Here is a 19,471-nt window from a genome sequence, read left to right on the forward strand (position 1 = left end):
GTGTTCCACCTTCCGACAACAACGACAGGGGCATGCAGCAACGTGACGCCAGCCTAGTGAATGTAGCCTGGGCTGGTGTTCGTCCTCAGCATCAGTTCTCTCAAGGGCGGCGTCGGCAAGACCACGGTGACCCTTGGCCTCGCTTCCGCCGCGTGGGCCCGCGGGCTCAGAACCCTCGTCGTCGACCTGGATCCCCAGTCCGACGTGTCCACAGGGCTTGACGCGCGCGCGCAGGACGGGGCGACCATCGCCGACGTCCTGCGCTCCCCCAAGCCGAGCACCGTCAGGGCTGCTATCGCTCGCTCCTCGTGGGGCGAGGGAAGCCACGGCGTGATCGACCTGATGGTCGGCAGCCCCGCCGCGCTGAGCTTCGACACCCCGAACCCATCGATCCGTGAGATCTGGCGATTGGAAGAGGCGCTGGCCGTCGTCGAAGCCGACTACGACCTCGTGCTCATCGACTGCCCACCATCGCTCAACGCGCTCACGAGGACCGCCTGGGCGGCGTCCGACCGCGTCGCGGTCGTCACCGAGCCCGGGCTCTTCTCGGTCGCCGCCGCTGACCGCGCGCTCCGTGCCGTCGACGAGATCAGGCGCGAGCTCTCGCCGAGGCTCCAGCCGCTCGGCATCATCGTCAACCGCGCGAAGCACCAGTCGATCGAGCACCAGTTCCGGCTCGGCGAGCTCCGCGACATGTTCGGCCCGCTCGTGCTCTCGCCGGCGCTGCCGGAGCGTACGTCGCTGCAGCAGGCCCAGGGCGCCGCGAAGCCGGTGCACCTCTGGCCCGGCAGCTCCGCCGAGGAGATGGCGGCGAGCTTCGACACGATCCTCGAGCGCATCATGCGCGCTGGCCGACTCGGCCCCTATACCGAGACCGGCGACGCAGACGAAGAAGCCCCGGTGACGCGTGAGCGTCAGCGGGGCCGATCGACGAAGTAGCTAGCTCGCGCGGCTGGCGCGGCGGGCGGCCAGCTCGTCGACGGGGTCGATCGTCTGCTGCTCGAAGTCGACAAGCGTCGACTCGACTTCGCGGAGCACCTGGCCGACGAAGATGCCGAAGACACCCTGGCCGCGGTGCACGAGGTCGATGACCTGGTCGTTCGACGTGCACAGGTAGACGCTGGCGCCGTCGGACATGAGGGTGGTCTGCGCGAGGTCGACAACACCGGTCTCGTGGAGCTGGTCGACTGCGGTGCGGATCTGCTGGAGCGAAATGCCGGTCTCGAGCAGGCGCTTCACGAGCTTGAGCACGAGGATGTCTCGGAACGAGTAGAGGCGCTGAGACCCAGACCCCTTCGCCCCGCGGACGGTCGGCTCAACGAGCCCGGTGCGTGCCCAGTAGTCGAGCTGGCGGTAGGTGATGCCGGCTGCACGCGCGGCAACGGCGCCGCGGTAGCCGGAGCCAGGATCGAGGTCCGGAATGCCGTCGGTGAAGACCAACTCGCCGCCCGTTGGCGCGTCGCCCTGTCCCTGCTCGCTCATGCCTGCACCTTTCACACGTTTTCGAACGGCCAGCGCCCAGCTGTGCTGGGGCGGAAGCATTTAGGTAGAAGCACTTTGGCTTACCACAAGGGAACTTGAGGTAAGTCCCGAGCCGTCTTGGTCGATTCTATTGGAGCGCATGCGACTCGGCCACTTCCGAACGACAACGATGTGGTCCCGACCCTGACTCGCCCCGAATTTCGGGCATCCTGGGGGCCCTGGCGGCGTGTCGCAACTGAGAATGCGTCGGCGCGAATCCACTTGAGGTTCAAGTGGAGGGTGAACCTATCTGCGGCCTCGAACTGCTTGACGGATGAGCGACCTGCGAACCGACTCGAGGTGCTCTGCGAGCTCATTCGCCCGCTCGAGCGTCTCGCCACCGGAGCGAGAGCGCCTCGAGCTGGTGGAAAGCGCCTGCTCGATGAGGCCGAACTCGTGGTGCGCGGCGGCACGGAACGGACGGAGGTGGCGTGGCTCGATCCCGACCTTCTCAAGCTCGACGAGCGTGCTCAGCATCGTGAGCTCGTCGTCCTGGTACCGGCTCGCCGCCGGGATGAGCCCAGCGCTCACTGCCTGCTCGAGCAATGCAGGCTTCGCCCCCGAGCGCTCGAGGAGCTGCGCGCGGTCAAGCACGGTCCCTGCAGCGAGCATCGTCTGCCGCTGCGGGGCCCTCGACCCAGGGAGCTCCGGCTCAAGGCCGCGGTCGAGTGCGTCGAAGTACTCGGCGATCACCTTGAGCGGCAGGTACAGGTCGCGCTGCATCGTGAGCACTTCGCGCAGACGAGCTACGTCACTCGCGGAGAACTTCCGGTAGCCCTTCGGCGTGCGCTCCGGATGCACGAGGTTCTTGTCCTCGAGGAAGCGGAGCTTCGAGGGGCTGAGCTCGGGGAACTCGACGTTCAGGCGCTGCAGGACCTGACCGATACTGAGCGTGCGGCCCTGTCCTCTGGGAGAAGCCGCCGCGGTAGCGGCCACGCTCAGTTCCCGGCAGACGCGGAGGTCAGGCTGGTGTCGAGGGGCGAGCTGTAGAACGTGAGGCGGAACTTACCCACCTGCACCTCTCCACCATTCGTGAGCACAGCGGAGTTGATGCGCTCACCGTTGTAGTACGTACCGTTGAGCGAGCCGAGGTCACGCATGTGGAACTCGCGGCCGTGCCTCGTGAATTCTGCGTGGCGGCGGGAGACCGTGACGTCGTCGAGGAAGATCTCCGCGTTCGGGTGTCGTCCGGCGACCTGCAGGTCCGTGTCGAGCAGGAACCTGGCCCCGACGTTGGATCCGCGGCGCACGATCAGGAGTGCGGAGCCGGAGGGAAGTGCGCTGATGGACTCCATCTCCTCCTTCGAGACGCCGCCAGCGATGAGCGCGGCGAGTTGCGCGCTGAAATCGCCCGTAAACGACATCGTCGAAGACTGCGTCTGCTCATCGACAACGCCGTCGCCTTCAGGGGTCCGCGCCTCAGCGTCAGAACCAGCCATATTTGCCTCCTCGAGTCGGTGCTCAAGCGTAGCGGAATCGGGGGTGCCCGAATTCCGGTCGGTTAACTGCACAAGCACCGCCAGCCATTGTGCGTCAGACGACTGAGTGTTGTCGAAACGAGAGCAGAAATCGTTGCGCCTTTCTCCCTCGGCGAACATTGCGCCCTCGGTACACTTCCTGAGTGCTAGACCTGTCTGCTTCCGGCGATCGCGCTGACTTCGACGACCGCTACGGCGGTGATCCCATCGCGCGGATGCGCGAACGGAAGTCCGCGCCGCTGACACGCAAGGTGCCCATGGCGAGCGGCATGTGGCTCGAGGATGCGGCTACGGGCTTCTACGGGCGTCTCGCCTCCGCCAACAAGCAGACGGTCACGCTGCAGGACTTCGACGGACAGCGCAAAGCCTTCCCAGCCGACTCGATCTTCCTGCTCGAGGACGAGGCGGTGCTCCTTGGCCCGCCTGCCGCGAAGCAGCCGTCCGGGCGCGCGCGTAGCGCCTCAGGCTCGTTCCATGTCGCCGACGCGAAGGCTCGCACGGCCAGGTCTGGACGCATCTTCGTGGAAGGCAAGCACGACGCTGAGCTCGTCGAGAAGGTGTGGGGCCACGACCTGCGCATCGACGGGGTCGTCGTCGAGTTCCTGCAGGGCGCGGATCACCTCGCCGAGGTGCTCACGGTCTTCGGGCCGAGCCCCACCCGGCGCGTCGGCGTGCTGCTTGACCACCTCGTCAAGGGCTCGAAAGAGCAGCGCATCGCGGACGACATCACGAAACGCTTCGGCGCGTCTCACGTGCGCGTCGTCGGGCACCCGTACGTCGACGTCTGGCAGTCCGTCAAGCCGGAGCGGCTCGGGCTCAAGGCGTGGCCGGTCATCCCCCGTGGGCAGGACTGGAAGAAGGGCATCTGCCGCGCACTCGGCTGGCCGGCGGAAGAGCAGGCGGACACCGCGAGAGCGTGGCAGCGCATCCTGGAGCGGGTCCGCGACTACCGCGACCTCGAGCCATCGCTCCTCGGGCGGGTCGAGGAGCTCATCGACTTCGTCACGGAGCCTGGCGACGCAGGTACCTGACCGCGTACACGGCACCGGCCGCGACGTGGAGCACCGTGCCGATCAGGAGCATCCACCAGGTGATCCCGCGAAGCGGCTCCGCTGGCACCTGAGCCGCGAACGACAGCAGGTGCAGGGGCATCGCGACCATGATGAACGCCGACCTCACCTTGCCGAGCAGGTTGACGCGTCCCTCCCTGACCCGCTCGAGTCGCGTGAGCCCGATGACAAGCAGCGCCGCGTCGCACAGGAAGATCGTGATCAGCACGAACCACGGGAAGTAGCCGAGAAGAGCCAGGCCGAGCCCGATGATGATGATGCCGAGGCGATCAGCGACCGGGTCGAGGATCTCGCCGACACGCGAGACCTGCCCGAGGCGGCGAGCGAGGAAGCCGTCGATCCAGTCGGTCGCGCCGAACGCGGCGAGGCTCAGCGTGGCTGCGAGCTCACGACCGTCGGCGGCGAGCCAGATCGTCAGCGGGACGAAGACGAGCAGCCTGGCCACCGAGATGGCGTTCGGCAGCGTCGCCCACCGCATCGGGGCCTCCTGCTGCTCCTGTCCCATGCGCACATTGTCTCAGCGAGTCGGTCTCCTGTGCTGGGGAGGCCAGCGTGTCGGTGGATGTTCGTAGGCTGTCCTCGATGAGATTCCTGCACACTTCCGACTGGCACATCGGGCGCACCTTCCACGGCTACTCGACGCTCGAGGCGCTTTCCGGCGTACTCGACGCGATCCCTTCGATCGTGCGCGAGCACCACGTCGACGCAGTACTCGTCGCTGGTGACGTGTTCGATTCGACCACACCTTCCGGGGCGGCCCTCGAGGTCCTCACGGCGGCGATCCGCGCGATCCGCGCGGCAGGTGCCGTCGTGGTCCTCTCGAGCGGCAACCACGACTCGGCCGCGAGGCTCGGCTTCCAATCCGAGTGGGCGGCGTTCGGCGGCGTGCACGTGCGCGCCGTCGCGGGCGCAGCGACGCTCCAGGAGCCGGTGCTGCTGACCGACGAGCACGGTGAGGTCGCCGTCTACGGCATTCCGTACCTGGAGCCGCTCCTCCTCAGGGGCAGCCTCCCCGAGGGAACGCCGAGCACGCAGGCCGGTGTCCTCGAGGTCGCCATGGACGCGGTGCGCACCGACGCGGCTGCGCGCGGCGTGCGTTCGCTGGTGCTCGCTCACTGCTTCGCTGGGGCCAGCCTCGCGGAAGCGGAGGGGCTCGAGCGCGACATCACGGCTGGCGGCCTGGACATCGTGCCGACGAGCACGTTCGAAGGTGTCGACTACGCGGCGCTCGGCCACATTCACGGCAGGCAGACGCTCACGGACTCCATCAGGTACTCCGGCGCTCCGCTGCACTTCACGTTCGGCGAGGGAGGGAAGCCCCGCGGCGGCTGGCTCGTGGATGTCGGCGCTGGCGGGCTCGAGCGGGTCACCTGGGTCGACCTTCCCGTCCCGCGTGAGATGACGACGCTCCGCGGCACGCTCGATGAGCTGCTCGCCTCCCCCGCACACGCGCCCGCGGAACAGCACTGGGTTCGTGCGGTGCTGACGGACGACGTGCGTCCCCTCGACTCAATGCGCCGCCTCCAGCAGCGCTTCCCCTACTGCGCGCTCATCGAATTCGCGCCGAGCTCCCCGGAGCAGCACGCCGCCGCCGGCTACGCCGCGAGGGTGAGCGCGGGCAGGAGCGACACGGATCTCGTCGACGGGTTCCTCGCCTTTGTCAGGCGCGGCAACGGCCTGAGCGACGACGAGCGAGACCTCGTCACGAAGCAGCTCGCGCAACTGGGGGCAGAGTCATGAGGATCACCGCGTTGAGGATCGCGGGCTTCGGCCCCTTCCGCGCCGAGCAGCGCATCGACTTCGAGCAGTTCGCGGGCGACGGCGTGTTCCTGATCAGCGGGAAGACCGGCTCGGGGAAGTCGAGTGTGCTCGACGCCATCGTGTTCGCGCTGTACGGCAGTGTGCCCCGCTACGAAGGCCTCAGCGGCCACGGCATCCGCAGCCATCACGCCGCACCAGAAGACCCGAGCTACGTCGAGCTCGAGTTCGAGCTCGGAGACACCAGGTACCTCCTCCGACGCGAGCCAGAGTACGAGCGTCCGAAGCGGCGCGGCACCGGAACGACCAAGCACAGCGCAGCTGCGCAGTTCTCCAAGCGAGTCGAGGGCGAGTGGCACGGCATCGCGGCGAGGCCCGTGGATGTCGCCAAGGCGCTCTCGGAGGTGCTCCCGCTCTCTCGGGCGCAGTTCCTGCAGGTAGTGCTGCTCGCCCAGAACCGCTTCCAGGAGTTCCTGCACGCGACGACCGGGGACCGGCAGGCTGTGCTGAGGGCCCTCTTCGCGACTGACCGCTTCAAGCGCCTCACGGCCAGCGTCGTCGACGCTCGGCGGGAAGCCGTCGATGCCGCGGCACTTGCGACAGCCAACGTGGAGCGCATCGCGCTCGAGATCGAGACACTCGCCCCAGCGGAAGCACTCGCGGGTGAGCCCCCTGAGTCGGGCCCTGAGTCGGGCCCTGACCTGAGCTCGGAGGCCGCCCCGAAGCTTGCCCTGGAGCCAGAAGACCGGGCCGAATCGACGGCACCGCTCTCCCTCGCAGACGCAGAGGCCCGACTCGCCCTCGTCGCGCTTGCGGCGGCCCGCGCCTCCGTGCAGGCGGCCGAGACGGCCGCCAGGCAGCAGCGCGCGGAGGCTGAGCTCGGCGAGGCGAGGCGAGTCCTGGAGCTGCAGACCCGGCGGCAGCGCCTCACGGAGGACCACGCGAGGCTCGCCCTCGAGGCGGACGCGATCGCGGAATCCCGACGTCGCCTCGCGCTTGCCGGCGCCGCGGCGCCCTTGGCGACTGGCCTCGAGCGGTGCGCCTCGACTACGGCCAAGCTCGGAGACCTGAACGCCGCTCGCTCCCGCGCATCGCGGGCCCTTGTCGCGCACCTGCCCGACGTCGTGCTCGACGCTCTGCTCGACGCCGCGGTCGACGCCGCAGTCGACGCCCCGGCCGACGTCGTGGTCGACGCCCCGGCCGACGATGCGGCCGACGATGGCGCCGGAGTCGAACTCAGCGTCGCATCCCTGTCTGAACTTGTGGATGAGTCGACGCGTGTCCTCGGGTCGATGGAGGACCTCCTGCGCCTGGAGAACGCGCTGCCGGGGTCCAGGACGAAACTCGACAAGCTGCGTTCGGCGCGGACCACCGCAGGGGCGAAGCTGGAGAAGGTGTCCGCCGAGCTCGCTCTGCTCCCCGAGCGCCGATCTCGCCTCCACGACTCCATCACGAGCAGTGAGGTCCAGGCGGCCACCGCCAAGAGCGCCGAGGAACGCCTCGAGCTGACGACGCAGCTCATCGCGGTCGGCGTCGAACACGCGCGCCTCGCGGATGAGCAGGTCCAGGCGCTGGCGCGCAGCGCGCGACTCGGTGACCTCGCGAGCACGCAGGCCGCCGCCGAACGTGCACTCATCGCACGGCGCCTCGCCTCCAGCGCGGTTGTGCTCGCGCAGGAGCTGCTCGAGGACACGCCGTGCCCGGTCTGCGGCAGCCGCGAGCATCCCGCACCGGCCTCTGGAGGCACGGACGACGCAGACGACGCAGACGACGTGAGCAACTTGAGCGACGTGAGCGACGAGGCGCTCGAACGGGCGCGCACGGCAGCGGCGAAGGCGAACGACGAGCACGCAGAAGCTCAGCTTGAGCTTTCGGCGCTTGTGCGGCGGGCGAGCGCCCTGGAGGCACGCCTCGATGGGCAGTCGAGCGAGCAGCTCGACCTTGCCCTCGCCGAGGCGAAGCAGCTGGTCGCGACCGCCAGGGAAGCGGCGCTGGCGCTGGACAAGCACCGCAAGGATCTCGCTGACCTCGAAAGGCGCGAGCAGTCGCTGCTGGGTGAGCAGGAGAGGGCGCGATCGCGCGATGGGGAGCTGGCCGCAGAGATCAGCGCTCTTGATGCGCGCATCCTCGCCGACACCGCTCGAGTCGACGCCGGGCTCGAGGGCTTCGCATCGATCAGCGCTCGAGCGCACCACGTCGGCCGAACTCGGGAGCTCGCGGTGTCGCTCCTCGGCGTCACCCGCGACCGCGACGCAGCCAGGAACGCTGCAGAGGAGGCCGAAGCGCACCTCGAGGCGGCGCTCGCCGAGTCGCCGTTCGCCGACCGGTTCGCCGCCAGCGACGCGACGCTCCCCAGGGCGAAGGCCGACGAACTCGACACGCGCATCCGGAAGCACGAGCAGGCGGCAGCTGCGGCAGCCACCGCCCTGGCCGATCCGAGCCTGCACGACCTACCGGAGGAGCCCTCCGACGTCGCGGCGGCAGTGGAGGCGAGGGCGTCGGCGGGGCGCGCCCACGAAGCGCAGATCGCCAGGCAGACGAGTCTCGGCGAGCAGGCCAACCGGCTCGGCGAGCTGGTCAGACAGCTCGCCGAGGAGCTCACGACCAGCGAGGCGCTGCTCGCTCGCGCGGAGACGCTGCGCGTGCTCGCTGGCACCCTGTCCGGCCAGGAGCCCAACGAGAAGCGCATGAGCCTCGAGGCCTACGTCCTCGCAGCCGAGCTCGAGGAGATCGTCGCCGCCGCGAACGCCCAGCTCGCGCGCATGACCGCGGGACGCTACAGCCTGGAGCACGACGACGGCCTCCAGTACCGAGGGGCCCAGTCGGGCCTCGGTCTGCGCATCGCGGACGCCTACACGGGACGCTCCAGGGCCACCGAGTCGCTCTCGGGGGGCGAGACGTTCCTCGCCTCCCTCGCGCTTGCCCTGGGCCTCGCCGAAACGGTCACGGCCCGCGCCGGTGGCGTTCGCCTCGACACGCTCTTCATCGACGAGGGATTCGGCTCACTCGATGCGGAGACGCTGGGCGCAGCCATGGCCACGCTCGACCGCCTCCGCAGCGGAGGGCGGACGATCGGCGTCATCAGCCACGTCGAGGCCATGCAGGAGCAGATCTCTGCCAAGCTCCAGGTCGCCGTCGACTCGCACGGCGAGAGCCGGGTGCTCGACCCGCACGGGTGAGCAGGTGACACGGGTGAGCAGCGGGCACGGGTGAGCAGGTGGCACGGGTGAGCACCGGGCACGCGTGAGGGGGTGCGCAGCTGGGCCAGGCGGGAGGGGTGCGCAGCAGACTCGCGCGGTGAACTCGATACGATCAGCGGATGGACCCCGACGAGCACGGCTACCACCAGCCAGGCCCAGCTTCCGTGCGCGTCGACGTGTGGCTCTGGGCCGTGCGCATCTACAAGACGCGCAGCGCGGCGACGGCGGCCTGCAAGGCAGGGCACGTGAAGATCGACGGCGACCGGGCCAAGCCGGCGCAGCGCATCCACGTCGGCGACGAGGTGCGTGTGCGCACCGACCGCGATCGCATCCTCGTCGCACGGGAGCTGCTCAAGAAACGGGTCGGCGCGCCCGTCGCCGCGAAAGCGCTCATCGACAACTCCCCACCGCCTCCCCCGCGCGAGTTCACGGCTCCCATCGGATTCCGCGATCGCGGGGCAGGCCGGCCCACGAAGCGGGAGCGTCGGGAGATCGACCGGATCCGCGGCCGCGAGATCGACCCGGAGCCCTGGGACACAGACGAGTGAGCGGGCGGCCGACGCGTGTCGGCCGCCCGTGCCCTGTCGGAGGGCATCCCGCCTAGGGAGTGTCTGACAGCAGATCGAGCGATCAGGGCGATCGGAGGAGGCGAGACACAGTCAGACACGACCTAGCCTTTGATGGCGTTGCGCTCCCCCGCTCGCACGGGCACCGTGAGGCGGTTGTCTGCGGCGGGCGTCGGGCAGACGAACTGGTCGCTGAAGGCGCACGGCGGCAGGTACGCGCGGTTGAAGTCGATCGTTGTCGTGCCGTCGGCTTCCGCCGCTGGGACGGTGAGGAACCGGAACCGGTAGCTCTCGTCGCCGCTGGTCGCATCCGCGAAGACAACCTGCAGGCCAGCTTCGGAGTGGTCGGCGTCGATCGAGAACTGGGATCCGCCGAGCGTGAAGTCGAGCTTCCCGCCGAGGTCTTTCTTGGAGACGTAGCCGTCGGCCTGGAGCACGTCGACCTGCTCGGTGGACGGGCGGAAGGTGGCGGAGACGACGTAGTCGTCGCCGGGGGCGTAGCTGTCGATGCCGAGGAGTGCTGCGCGTCCGGGAGACGCCGGGTCCAGCACGCGGAGTGCGCGCTGGTCGTCGCGTGCGAAGGCGCGGAGGATGCGCTCGCCGTCGCGGAGTTCCGCGCCGGCGGTGAGCGTGGCCCGGTCCCCGACGGCTTCGCCGGAGGCGTCCGTGTACCCGCTCGCGGCGAGGCCACTGCCGACGACAGCCCCGTCCTCGATCGTCCAGGCTCCCGCTACGGTGTCGAGCTCGAGCTCGATGCCGTCGGCGAGCCAGTTCGTGGCGACAAGGGCTGCCGGTCCGTACGGGGCTCGGACTGCACCCTCACGACTGCCGTGCCAGGCCGCCCAGCGCTCGGCGAACTGGTCTCCTGTAGTGGTGCTCTGCTGCGTGCTCATGCTGCTCCCTCTCCTCGTTCTCTCTGCTGATCTCGCCGATGAGTCTCAAGGTACTCAAGGCGACCGCGTCGTTCTCGCGGAACGACACGGCGTTTGTCCGCGGGCGCGAGAACGCTCCCACAAACGGGTTCGATGTGTAGGGGCCGACCGCGAACCGGCGCAGATGAACGGTGCCGTCACTCTGCACGATGCGCGAGTCAGCGCGCCGCACCTCGATGACGCCGGTGGCGAGGCTTCCCTCCGGGGTGGCCGCGATCCGCTCGCGACCCTCGCCGGACTCGATGAGCTGGCGCAGCGCCTCGTTGTCGGTGTGCGCGACGTCCGAGTCCGGTAGCCAGGCGTCGATGAGCGCGCGGGCCGAGAACTGGCGCTCGAGCGTTGTGCCCTTCGCGCGGAACAGTCCGGCCTCCTCGTCCTCCCACACGCGGAGGTCGCCGCCGAGGAAGTGCACGACGCCGGCCTCGCTCAGCGCGAGGAGCTCGTCGAGGCGGTGCCCCGGCGGGCCGGACGCGACGTAGCTGAAGAAGCCCTTCCACCAGACACGCACGTCACCGGCGAGCGATGCCGGGGACCAGTTGGGCGCATCCTGAAACTCGACGAACGTCATGAACGAGAAGAGCAGCGCGAGGAAGAGCCCCTGACTCTCGCTGTTCCCTTGGCTGTTCCTTCGCCGCAGGTCTTCGCGGATGTAGTCGTGGAGAGCGACGGACACGGAACCGACGTCGGTGGCGGCGGCCCCGCGCAGCGGGTGGTCGAAGGTCTCGATGTCGAGCTCGTCGCTCGGGTCGACGAGGGCGGCGACGACTGCCTCGTGGAGTTCTGGCGACTGCGCGCCGTAGCGGTCGAGGTCGGCCCGGAACTCGACCCAGGAGACGCGCACGCGCTCCGGGTGCCCGGTGAAGAGCTCGCGGTAGTAGCCGTGGAGCATCTCCTTCGCCAGGAGCGGCCAGAAGTGGGTGCGGAAGTCGAGGATGTCGTGCTGCGCGACGACCTCCCTGGCGATATCTGCGGTGAAGTAGCGGGTCTCGAACGGCTCGCCCTGCAGCACGCTCGTGACCTTCGAGTGGTACGGCACTCCTCGCCTGGAACCGACGAGGATGCGCGGCTCGCGCCCGGACGGGAGGTACGTCAGGCGTCCCTCTTCTGCGCCCTGCACGAACGTTCCGCCCCTGCCCTCGGTGAGGAGCACAAGCAGGTCGACGGCGGCGAGGCCCAGCCCGCGGACGATGACGGGTTCACCGGCCTCGACTGCGCTGAAGTCGGCGTCTGCCGTGAACGAGGGAGGCACGTAGGCGAGGTCGTGGCGAGCGGCGAAGTCGCTCAGTTCGGCGGCCCTGGTTCCCTCGTGGACGAGGGTGCCTGAGTGCCCGAGCGCGTAGACGACCACGTCGACCGTCAGCCCGTCGCCCGTATCGAGTTCGACTCGCTGGGAGCCGTTCTCGAGCGTCGTGACGCCCGTCACCTGCGCGGTGTGCACCAGCACGGTCAACCCCTGCGGCGCGGCATCTGCGGCCTGTTCGAAGAACCAGCCGAGGTACCGGCTCTGGAGTCGACGCGTCGGGAAGCTCGCCGGCCCGAGGGTCCGCACCTCGGCGGCGACCAAGGGGTCCTCCTCGTCGAGGTCGTAGCCAGGCAGCTCACCGTTCGTGGCCAGCTGCGCCCACTCGACGAGTGATGGTCCTTCGCGGACCGGCCCCTCGATGGTGCTCGTCTCGTCGGTGAACATCGTGACGTCGGCCGCGAGCGAGTTGAGCTTGAGGAGGCCGGATTGGGCGTCGCGCCAGATCCGACCGGCACCTGGCGGGTGGGGGTCGATGAGGTGCACGACGAGCTGGCCGGTGGTGTCGGCGTCGTAGTTCGCGACGATTCGCTCGAGGAGACCGGCGCCACGAGGTCCTGCGCCGAGCACCGCGATGCACCGGGCCCCCTTGCTGCTGTCGGCGTCGATGAGCCTGGCGGCGGATGTCATGCGATGGCCTCGAGGACTCGCTCGGTGGGCCGACCACCGGGGATCGCGTCGACGAGCGCCCGCGTGTAGGTGTTGGTGCTGCGCTCGAAGACCTCGTCAACCGTGCCCTCCTCGAGCAGCTCTCCCCCGCGGAGCACGCCGACCCGGTCGGCGATCTGCCGGACGACGCCGAGGTCGTGCGTGATAAAGAGGTAGCTCAGTGAGTGCTCGGCCTGGAGGTCGACCAGCAGCTGCAGGATCTGGGCCTGCACGGAGACGTCGAGCGCCGACACTGCCTCGTCGAGCACGATCAACTCGGGCTTGAGCGCGAGCGCCCTGGCGATGGCGACGCGCTGGCGCTGCCCACCGGAGAGCTGCGTGGAGCGCCGCTCGGCGAAGCTCTCGGGGAGCGCGACGTCCTCGAGCAGCTCGAGCACGCGCGCTCGCCGTGATGCCTTGTCGCCGACGCCGAACGCGCGCAGGGGTTGCTCGATGGACTCGGCAACGGTGAAGCGCGGGTCGAGCGAGGAGTACGGGTCCTGATGCACAAGCCCCGTCCTGCGCCGAAATGCCCTGAGCGCGGCGCCTCGTGCTCCCGCGACCTCGACACCGTCGAGGCGGATGCCGCCCTGGTCCGGCCGTTCGAGGAGCAGCGCGAGTCGCACCGTGGTGCTCTTGCCTGAGCCCGATTCTCCGACGAGCGCGTAGCTCTCGCCGCGCGCGATCGAGAACGAGACGTCCTTCGTCGCGTCCACGCGTGCTCCGCCGGGGAGCCGGAAGGTCTTGCTGAGGCCGGAGACCTCGAGCACTGGCCGGCTCCGGTCTCTCGCGAGGGAGCCCTGCGCCGGCACGAGCCGGGTCGAGCTCCTCGTCGGCGCCGCCGCGACGAGTCTCCTCGTGTACGGGTGCTGCGGGTCCTCGAGCACCTGGGCGGCCGGGCCGGCTTCGACGATGACGCCGTGCTGCATGACCAGGATGCGGTCCGCGCGGTCGGCGGCGACGCCGAGGTCGTGGGTGATGAAGAGCACCGCCGTGGAGGCGACGGCGGCGCGCTCCGCGATGAGGTCGAGAATCTGGCGCTGCACCGTCACATCAAGGGCGCTTGTCGGCTCGTCGGCGATGATGAGGCCCGGCGAGGCTGCGAGCGCCGCCGCGATGAGGACGCGCTGCCGCATGCCGCCGGAGAACTGGTGCGGGTACTGGGCTGCTCGCTTGGCGGCGTCCGGGATGCCCGCATCGGCCAGCAGCTCGACGGCTCGCGCACGTGCATCCCTCTTCGTGGCAAGTCCGTGGATGAGGAGCACTTCGGCAACCTGCGAGCCGACCGTCTGCAGCGGGTTGAGCGAGGCGGAGGGGTCCTGCGGGATGAGGCCGATGCGCGCGCCGCGCACGGCGCGCCACTCGAGTGGGGTGAGGGCAGTGAGGTCGAGTCCGTCGTAGCGGAGCGCCTCCGCGCTGACGTCGGTGCTCGACGGCAGGAGGTCGACGATCGACTTCGCGACGCTCGTCTTGCCCGAGCCGGACTCGCCGACGATCGCGACCTGCTCGCCCGGGTAGACGTCGAAGGAGACGCCGGCGACGGCGAGCGTCGTAGCGCCCTTGTAGGCGAGCTGTAGGCCGCGCACGGAGAGCAGGGGCTCGGCGGGATCCCCGCCGGAGATGGGCGAGTGCGTTAAGGTCATGAGCGGTCTCCTCGGTCTTGGAGCCAGCGGGAGAGGCGGGCTGTGGAGAGCACCACGGCGACGATCACGAGGCCGGGCAGCGTCGTGAGCCACCAGGCGGCCTGCAGGTAGTCGCGTCCCTCTGAGATGAGCGCGCCCCACTCGGGCTGGGGCGGCGGGGCGCCGAAACCGAGGAAGCTGAGCGCGGAGATGGCGAGCACTGCTGCACCGAACTCGATGGCGGCAAGCGCGAGCACCGGGGTGATCGCGGCGGGCAGCACCTGTCGGAAGATGATGCTGGGCCAGCGGGCGCCGGACAGCTTCGCTGCTTCGATGTACCCGGCCGTCGCGACCGAGAGCACCTGCGAGCGCATGATGCGTGCGAAGGCTGCGGTGGACGCGAGGCCAACCGCGATGGCGATGTTGAGCGTCCCGAAGCCGAGGCCCGTGATGATGGTGAGCGAGAGCAGGAGCGCCGGGATCGCGAGGATGACATCCATGAACCGCATGATCGCCTCGTCGACGATCCCGCGCAGGTAGCCGGCGAGGAGGCCGAGAAGCGCGCCGGTGCCGAGGGCGATGACGACGGCGAGGCCGGAGGCCAGGAGGGTGGTCTGCGATCCGTAGATGAAGCGAGCGAGGGTGTCCCGGCCGAGGTTGTCCGTACCGAACGGGTGCGCGGCGCTCGGCGGCTGCAGGCGGTCGAGGAGCGTTCCGTTGATCGCGTCGTACGGCGTGAAGACGGACGGGATGATCGCCCAGGCGATGACCGTGGCGAGCACGGCGAGCGCGAGGATGAGGGACGGCAGGCGCAGGAGGCCGCTGAAGCGTGCAAACGACGACGACTTGACCCCTTCTGGCACCGGTTGCGGCGCCCGCTCAGCTGTCCCGTGACCTTGCCCGGCCGGGTTGTCGCGGTTCTCCGGGTTGTCGCGGTTCTCCGGGTTGTCGCGGTTTTCCGGGGCGCTGGGCGCGATGTAGCGTTCCGTGCGGCTGAGCGGGGCGAGCCCCGGCACGGTCTCGAGAAGAGGCTGGCTCATGCTGGGACCTCGTTCTTGCTCGCTTTGGCTGGCTCGCTCGGCGCGAGCCCGGGGGTCAGCGTCGACGCTGAGCGGCCCTTGGACGAGGGACGCTGCTGTTTCGTGGAATGCGTCAGGCGCGGGTCGATGAGCGGGTAGAGCGCGTCGACGATGAGGTTGGTCACGACGAACACGACCGCGGCGAAGACGACAGCGATCATGACAAGCGGGATGTCGCGGTTCGCGACGGCTGTCACGATCATGCGGCCGACGCCGTCACGGGAGAAGACGGTCTCGGTGACGACGGTGCCGGCGAGGAGCTGGCCCACGAGCACACCGCCGATCGTGAGCGTCGGAAGGGCTGCGTTGCGAAGAGCGTGGCGGACAAGGATGCGCGTGTCTCCCGCGCCCTTCGCCCTGGCCTGCTCGACGAACGGACGCGCGAGCGTCTCGTGGAGGCTGCGCGTCAGCACCTGCGCGAGGTAGGCCCCCGTTGGAATGGACAGCGTGAGCGCGGGCAGGATGAGCCCGACGAACCCGGTGCTTCCGAAGGCCGGCACCCAGCCGAGCTGGAACGAGAAGACCTGCAGGAGGAGCAGGCCCAACCAGAACGTCGGGACGGCGATGGCGAGCGACGGCAGCGACTGGAGGATGCCGCGCAGCCAGGATGATCGGACGAGGTTGCTGACGAGCGCGAGGCCGACGCCGCCGACGATGGAGAGGACAAGCGCCGCCCCGGCGAGCGTCGCCGTGGACGGGAGGGCACGGGCAAGCACTTCGGTCGCGGGGATTCCGTTCTGCACGGAGCTTCCGAAATCGAGGACAAGCGCGCCGCCGAGGGCCGCGAGGTACTGCTCGTGGAACGGGGCGTCGAGTCCGAGCTCGGCGCGCAGCGCCTCGATGGCGGCGGGGTCGGCAGCACCCTCACCTCCACCGGCGGCGGCCACAGCCGCCGCGTCACCGGGGAGCAGATAGAGCAGGAGGAACGAGAGCGTGAAGGCCGCCCAGAGGACCAGGATCCCCAGGGCGAACCTGGCAGCGAAGTAGCGGACCATCGAGTTACTCCGCGGCCTTCCAGGCTGCCGAGAAGTCAAGTCGGCTTGATGCCTCGAACTGTGCACCCTGGACGCCAGGCGCCTGGACGAGGTTCGTGGAGAGCTGGATGACGGGCACGGCGTAGCCCTCCTCGAGCAGCTGCGTGACGGCGGCGTCGACCTCGGTCTGGCGTGCATCCGCGTCGATCACGGCTGCCTGCGAGCCCAGGACCTCGTCGATCGGGCCGACCTCGCGGTAGTTGTACTTGTTGCCGCCCTCGGCCGAGAAGAAGACGCGAAGCGCGTCGGGGTCGGCGCGCGTGATGTTGGCCCAAGTGAACGGCTGCGTACCGTCATTGATGGCGGTGACGTCGGCGATGGCGCCTTCGCGGAGCTGCAGGTCGATGCCGACGGCCGCCAGCTGCACCTGCACCTGCTCGAGCACGTTCGTGGTCGGCTGCCAGTAGTTGAGCTCAAAGCTCAGCTTCTGCCCGTCCTTCTCGCGGACGCCGTCCGCTCCTTCGGTCCAGCCCGCCTCGTCGAGCAGCTTGGCCGCTTCTTCCGGGTTGAACTCGAGGATGTCGCTCTTGTCGCTGTAGTAGGGCGTCGACGTGGCGAGCACGCTCGTCGCGGGGCTGTCCTCCGGCGTCAGGAGCGCGAGGAGCTCCTCGCGGTTGATGCTCTTCTGCACTGCGAGGCGCACCTTCTCGTCCGACAGGATCGGGTGAGATGCGTTCGGGATGAGGTTGTACACGACGCCGGGGTTCGCGCGGTTCTCGACGCTTGCTCCTGCGCTCTTGAGCGGGTCGAGGTCGACGAAGGACACGTCGGTCGACACGTCGAGCTGGCCGGACTGGAGCGAACCGGTGAGCGTCGATGCCTCTGGAATGACGGAGTACGTGATGGTGTCGAGGTACGGGCGCTCGGTGTTGCCCGTCGTGGATGCTCCCCACGCGTAGTCCTCACGCGCGGAGAGCACCGTCTCGGCGTTCGGCGTATAGGACTCGACGGAGAACGGGCCGGAGCCGATGAAGTCGCCTGCGCAGCGCTGCTCCTGGCTGAGCTTCGTGCTCTCCGTGGAGACGAGCCCGAGCGTGAAGGTCGAGGTGGCCTGCAGGAACTGCGCGGAGGGCTCGGCGAACGTGTAGGTGACGGTCTGCGGGTCGACGACAGTGACCGACTCGAGTCCGGCGAGGTAGAGGTTGCCGAGCGCGGACTTCGCGCCGAGCGCCTGGACCCCCTCGGCGTTCGCCTTGACGGCCTCCGCGTCGATCGGGGTTCCGTCCGCGAAGGTCGGACCTTCGGCGAGCTTGAAGGTGAATTCCTTGGCGTCGTCGGAGATCTGCCACGACTCGGCGAGCCACGGCAGCACCTCCCCCGTCTCCACGTCCTGCGTCGTGAGCGACGCGACGGTCTGACGGGCGATGTTGACGTTGTTGTTGTTCCCGACCTGCGCGGGGTCGATGCATCCGATGTCGCTGAGGATGCCGACGCGGAGGTTTCCGCCTTGCACGGGGTCCGCATCCGCCGCCGGAGTCGCCCCAGACTGCCCGGCGCACGACGCCAGGGCCATCATCCCGACCGCAGCGAGGGCGGCAGCGGAGAGGGATCTGGTCGAGCGGGTCATCTGGACTCCTTCGTGGTGGGGAATGTCCCGAGACTAAGAAGACGGCCGCCCGCGGAAGCGGGCGGCCGAAACCTCGGGTACCAGGAGGACATGCGGGGTCACATAGTTCCGGTGAGCCTTCAGGAGAGGAACGCCGTGAGGTCCTGGAGCTCCTGGGGCGAGATGCCGTGGGCGAGGCCCTGGTAGAGCCGCTCGGTCGCGGTGGTGTGCCCTGCGAGCCAGCCGGTGGTCCGCTCGAAGGTCGCGTCGCTGACGATCTGGTCCCGGTCGCCCCGACCGAAGAACACGGCTGGGCGGATGCGGGCGAGCGCTTCGTCGCCGGGCTGCTCTCCCTGCAGGGAGAAGCCGGAGAGCACTGCGCCCCATTCGAAGCGCTGCGGGTCTCGGCGCAGGAGCTGGGTCACCATGAGTCCGCCCTGCGAGAAGCCGATGGGGATGACGTTCGCCCCCGGTGGCGTGTTCGCGTCGAGCCAGGCGAGCACCGCGTCGGTCGCGGCCGAGGCGCTGGCCGGGTCCGGGAGGCCAGGGCGATCGATGGGAACCCACGCGTAGGAGCCCACCTCGTCCGGCGTCTGCTCGCGCAGCACAATGGGGGCGCGCAGCGAGGCCCAGTCGAAGCCCGTGCTGATCGCCGGCAGCAGGCTCGTGAGGTCGTCCTCGTGGGAGCCGTAGCCGTGCATGAGCAGCAGGATCGGCCGCTTGCCCACCGCACCGCTCTTGCTTCCGGCGAAGGAGGACAGGGCCGTCGTGATGCTGAGGTCGCTCACGCGGCCACCGCCTGCTCACGAGTGCGAAGCACAACCTCTGAGCTCCAGGGGTCGAGGACCGTGATGGCCGCGCCATCGTCGGCGAACTGCAGGCCAGCGCCGCGCAGCCGATCGGCGACCGCGTCGAGCTCCGAGCGCTCCGGCACCTCGATGGTGAGTTGGCCGAGGCCGAGGGTCGCGGCCCTCGGGCCCGCACCGGCGCTGTTCCAGACGTTGAGGGCAACGTGGTGGTGGTAGCCGCCTGCGCTCACGAAGAGTGCGCCAGGGTAGGTCGTCGTGGTCTCGAAACCGAGCGTGTCGACGTAGAACCCCTTCGCGGTGTCGACGTCGCCGACCTGCAGGTGCACGTGACCGACGTCAGCTCCGGCGCTCTCGGGCGCATCCGCCGTCGCCTCGACGAGGTTGGCGCGCAAGTATGCGTTCGGGTCGAGGAACTCGGTCGACATGGCGATGCGCCCAGATGCGTCGAGCCACGTGTTCCGCGGACGGTCGGTGTAGAGCTCGATGCCGTTGCCCTCGGGATCGGTGAAGTAGAACGCCTCGCTCACGTGATGGTCGGAGGAGCCGACGAACTGCGAGCGCTTGTGCTGCGCCGCCCGGTACACGGTTGCGGCGAGGTCGCTCGGAGTCTCGAAGAGGAGGGCTGTGTGGAACAGTCCGGCGGCGCGGCGCGACGGGACGGGAGGCCTGGAGTGTGGCGGAGGCGCACGAGCGGCACTGAACCGCGGCCGAGGGTGATCTCTCCGTTGGACTCCGAGATGGGCTCAAGGGCAAGAGCGCTGCGGTAGTACTCGGATTGGGCGGCGAGGTCGCCGACGTGGAGGGAGACGAGGCCCATGCCGGTGCCTGCGTCGAGCTTGTCGCCATCTGATGTCGTCATGGCTGGAACCGTAGCACTCAAAAACTTGCATCTACAAGTAAAAGTCGTG

16 protein-coding genes and 1 pseudogene are annotated in these 19,471 nt (G+C 69.2%); 5 read left to right on the forward strand and 12 right to left on the reverse strand.

Annotated features, from left to right (window positions below; genetic code table 11):
* Positions 1-75 precede the first annotated feature (75 nt).
* Positions 76-939 carry a ParA family protein gene (locus C5B85_RS16165; RefSeq protein WP_104287040.1) on the forward strand — a complete coding sequence of 288 codons (864 nt, stop codon included), beginning with the start codon at positions 76-78 and terminating at the stop codon, positions 937-939.
* Here the strand turns inward: C5B85_RS16165 and C5B85_RS16170 are convergent, their stop codons facing one another.
* The 3 genes from C5B85_RS16170 to C5B85_RS16180 all read right to left on the reverse strand — a co-directional run bounded on the left by C5B85_RS16170 (position 940) and on the right by C5B85_RS16180 (position 2,960).
* Positions 940-1,482, reverse strand: a complete 543-nt coding sequence (locus C5B85_RS16170; RefSeq protein WP_104252811.1) for a MerR family transcriptional regulator — start codon at positions 1,480-1,482, stop codon at positions 940-942.
* Between the two features lie 285 nt (positions 1,483-1,767).
* Positions 1,768-2,457: a MerR family transcriptional regulator gene (locus tag C5B85_RS16175; RefSeq protein WP_104287041.1), complete on the reverse strand. Its 690-nt coding sequence runs from the start codon at positions 2,455-2,457 to the stop codon at positions 1,768-1,770.
* Positions 2,458-2,459: 2 nt separating this feature from the next.
* Positions 2,460-2,960: an FHA domain-containing protein gene (locus C5B85_RS16180; protein WP_068478243.1), complete on the reverse strand. Its 501-nt coding sequence runs from the start codon at positions 2,958-2,960 to the stop codon at positions 2,460-2,462.
* A gap of 254 nt (positions 2,961-3,214) precedes the next feature.
* Here C5B85_RS16180 and C5B85_RS16185 point away from each other — a divergent pair, with 254 nt between their 5' ends.
* Positions 3,215-4,030, forward strand: a complete 816-nt coding sequence (locus C5B85_RS16185; RefSeq protein ID WP_104287075.1) for a DUF3097 family protein — start codon at positions 3,215-3,217, stop codon at positions 4,028-4,030.
* On the opposite strand, the gene C5B85_RS16190 is transcribed toward C5B85_RS16185, so the two are convergent.
* Positions 4,002-4,574 carry a CDP-alcohol phosphatidyltransferase family protein gene (locus tag C5B85_RS16190; protein ID WP_104287042.1) on the reverse strand — a complete coding sequence of 191 codons (573 nt, stop codon included), beginning with the start codon at positions 4,572-4,574 and terminating at the stop codon, positions 4,002-4,004. The two genes, C5B85_RS16185 and C5B85_RS16190, sit on opposite strands and share 29 nt — an antisense overlap.
* Positions 4,575-4,651: 77 nt before the next feature.
* Here C5B85_RS16190 and C5B85_RS16195 point away from each other — a divergent pair, with 77 nt between their 5' ends.
* The 3 genes from C5B85_RS16195 to C5B85_RS16205 all read left to right on the forward strand — a co-directional run bounded on the left by C5B85_RS16195 (position 4,652) and on the right by C5B85_RS16205 (position 9,575).
* Positions 4,652-5,809, forward strand: a complete 1,158-nt coding sequence (locus C5B85_RS16195) for an exonuclease SbcCD subunit D (RefSeq protein ID WP_104287043.1) — start codon at positions 4,652-4,654, stop codon at positions 5,807-5,809.
* Positions 5,806-9,006 (forward strand): AAA family ATPase, encoded by a 3,201-nt coding sequence (locus tag C5B85_RS16200; protein WP_104287044.1) that lies wholly within the window; start codon positions 5,806-5,808, stop codon positions 9,004-9,006. The genes C5B85_RS16195 and C5B85_RS16200 overlap by 4 nt, the downstream gene beginning before the upstream one ends.
* A gap of 140 nt (positions 9,007-9,146) precedes the next feature.
* Complete coding sequence (locus C5B85_RS16205; RefSeq protein WP_104287045.1) at positions 9,147-9,575, forward strand: RNA-binding S4 domain-containing protein; 429 nt, start codon at positions 9,147-9,149, stop codon at positions 9,573-9,575.
* 122 nt (positions 9,576-9,697) lie between these two features.
* Here the strand turns inward: C5B85_RS16205 and C5B85_RS16210 are convergent, their stop codons facing one another.
* The 8 genes and pseudogenes from C5B85_RS16210 to C5B85_RS16245 form a co-directional block, all read right to left on the reverse strand.
* The gene (locus tag C5B85_RS16210; protein ID WP_104287046.1) at positions 9,698-10,486 is read right to left on the reverse strand and encodes a DUF1684 domain-containing protein; all 789 of its coding nucleotides are present in this window, start codon (positions 10,484-10,486) and stop codon (positions 9,698-9,700) included.
* Entirely contained in the window at positions 10,413-12,455 is a 2,043-nt protein-coding gene (locus C5B85_RS16215) for an FAD/NAD(P)-binding domain-containing protein (RefSeq protein ID WP_104287047.1), read from the reverse strand. The genes C5B85_RS16210 and C5B85_RS16215 overlap by 74 nt, the downstream gene beginning before the upstream one ends.
* On the reverse strand, positions 12,452-14,116 hold the full coding sequence (locus C5B85_RS16220; protein WP_104287048.1) for an ABC transporter ATP-binding protein: 1,665 nt from the start codon (positions 14,114-14,116) through the stop codon (positions 12,452-12,454). The genes C5B85_RS16215 and C5B85_RS16220 overlap by 4 nt, the downstream gene beginning before the upstream one ends.
* A complete protein-coding gene (locus C5B85_RS16225; RefSeq protein ID WP_104287049.1) occupies positions 14,113-15,135 on the reverse strand; it encodes an ABC transporter permease in 1,023 nt (340 codons plus the stop codon). The genes C5B85_RS16220 and C5B85_RS16225 overlap by 4 nt, the downstream gene beginning before the upstream one ends.
* Positions 15,132-16,169, reverse strand: coding sequence for an ABC transporter permease (locus C5B85_RS16230; protein ID WP_104287050.1), 1,038 nt, complete (start codon positions 16,167-16,169; stop codon positions 15,132-15,134). The genes C5B85_RS16225 and C5B85_RS16230 overlap by 4 nt, the downstream gene beginning before the upstream one ends.
* A 4-nt stretch (positions 16,170-16,173) precedes the next feature.
* Positions 16,174-17,775: an ABC transporter substrate-binding protein gene (locus C5B85_RS16235; protein ID WP_104287051.1), complete on the reverse strand. Its 1,602-nt coding sequence runs from the start codon at positions 17,773-17,775 to the stop codon at positions 16,174-16,176.
* A 119-nt stretch (positions 17,776-17,894) separates the two neighbouring features.
* Complete coding sequence (locus C5B85_RS16240; protein ID WP_104287052.1) at positions 17,895-18,542, reverse strand: alpha/beta hydrolase; 648 nt, start codon at positions 18,540-18,542, stop codon at positions 17,895-17,897.
* Positions 18,539-19,422 (reverse strand): annotated as a pseudogene (locus C5B85_RS16245) (VOC family protein). The gene C5B85_RS16240 and the pseudogene C5B85_RS16245 overlap by 4 nt, the downstream one beginning before the upstream one ends.
* Between the last annotated feature and the right edge of the window lie 49 nt (positions 19,423-19,471).

The organism is Pseudoclavibacter sp. AY1F1, from assembly GCF_002931075.1.
In the GTDB taxonomy this organism is placed as follows: domain Bacteria; phylum Actinomycetota; class Actinomycetes; order Actinomycetales; family Microbacteriaceae; genus Pseudoclavibacter.

Bases quoted from the DNA above. Each gene is read 5' to 3' on its own strand.
- C5B85_RS16170 (WP_104252811.1), bottom strand. From the start codon at position 1,482: ATGAGCGAGCAGGGACAGGGCGACGCGCCAACGGGCGGCGAGTTGGTC.
- C5B85_RS16180 (WP_068478243.1), bottom strand. From the start codon at position 2,960: ATGGCTGGTTCTGACGCTGAGGCGCGGACCCCTGAAGGCGACGGCGTT.
- C5B85_RS16185 (WP_104287075.1), top strand. From the start codon at position 3,215: ATGCGCGAACGGAAGTCCGCGCCGCTGACACGCAAGGTGCCCATGGCG.
- C5B85_RS16190 (WP_104287042.1), bottom strand. From the start codon at position 4,574: ATGGGACAGGAGCAGCAGGAGGCCCCGATGCGGTGGGCGACGCTGCCG.
- C5B85_RS16195 (WP_104287043.1), top strand. From the start codon at position 4,652: ATGAGATTCCTGCACACTTCCGACTGGCACATCGGGCGCACCTTCCAC.
- C5B85_RS16200 (WP_104287044.1), top strand. From the start codon at position 5,806: ATGAGGATCACCGCGTTGAGGATCGCGGGCTTCGGCCCCTTCCGCGCC.
- C5B85_RS16205 (WP_104287045.1), top strand. From the start codon at position 9,147: ATGGACCCCGACGAGCACGGCTACCACCAGCCAGGCCCAGCTTCCGTG.
- C5B85_RS16210 (WP_104287046.1), bottom strand. From the start codon at position 10,486: ATGAGCACGCAGCAGAGCACCACTACAGGAGACCAGTTCGCCGAGCGC.
- C5B85_RS16215 (WP_104287047.1), bottom strand. From the start codon at position 12,455: ATGACATCCGCCGCCAGGCTCATCGACGCCGACAGCAGCAAGGGGGCC.
- C5B85_RS16220 (WP_104287048.1), bottom strand. From the start codon at position 14,116: ATGACCTTAACGCACTCGCCCATCTCCGGCGGGGATCCCGCCGAGCCC.
- C5B85_RS16225 (WP_104287049.1), bottom strand. From the start codon at position 15,135: ATGAGCCAGCCTCTTCTCGAGACCGTGCCGGGGCTCGCCCCGCTCAGC.
- C5B85_RS16230 (WP_104287050.1), bottom strand. From the start codon at position 16,169: ATGGTCCGCTACTTCGCTGCCAGGTTCGCCCTGGGGATCCTGGTCCTC.
- C5B85_RS16235 (WP_104287051.1), bottom strand. From the start codon at position 17,775: ATGACCCGCTCGACCAGATCCCTCTCCGCTGCCGCCCTCGCTGCGGTC.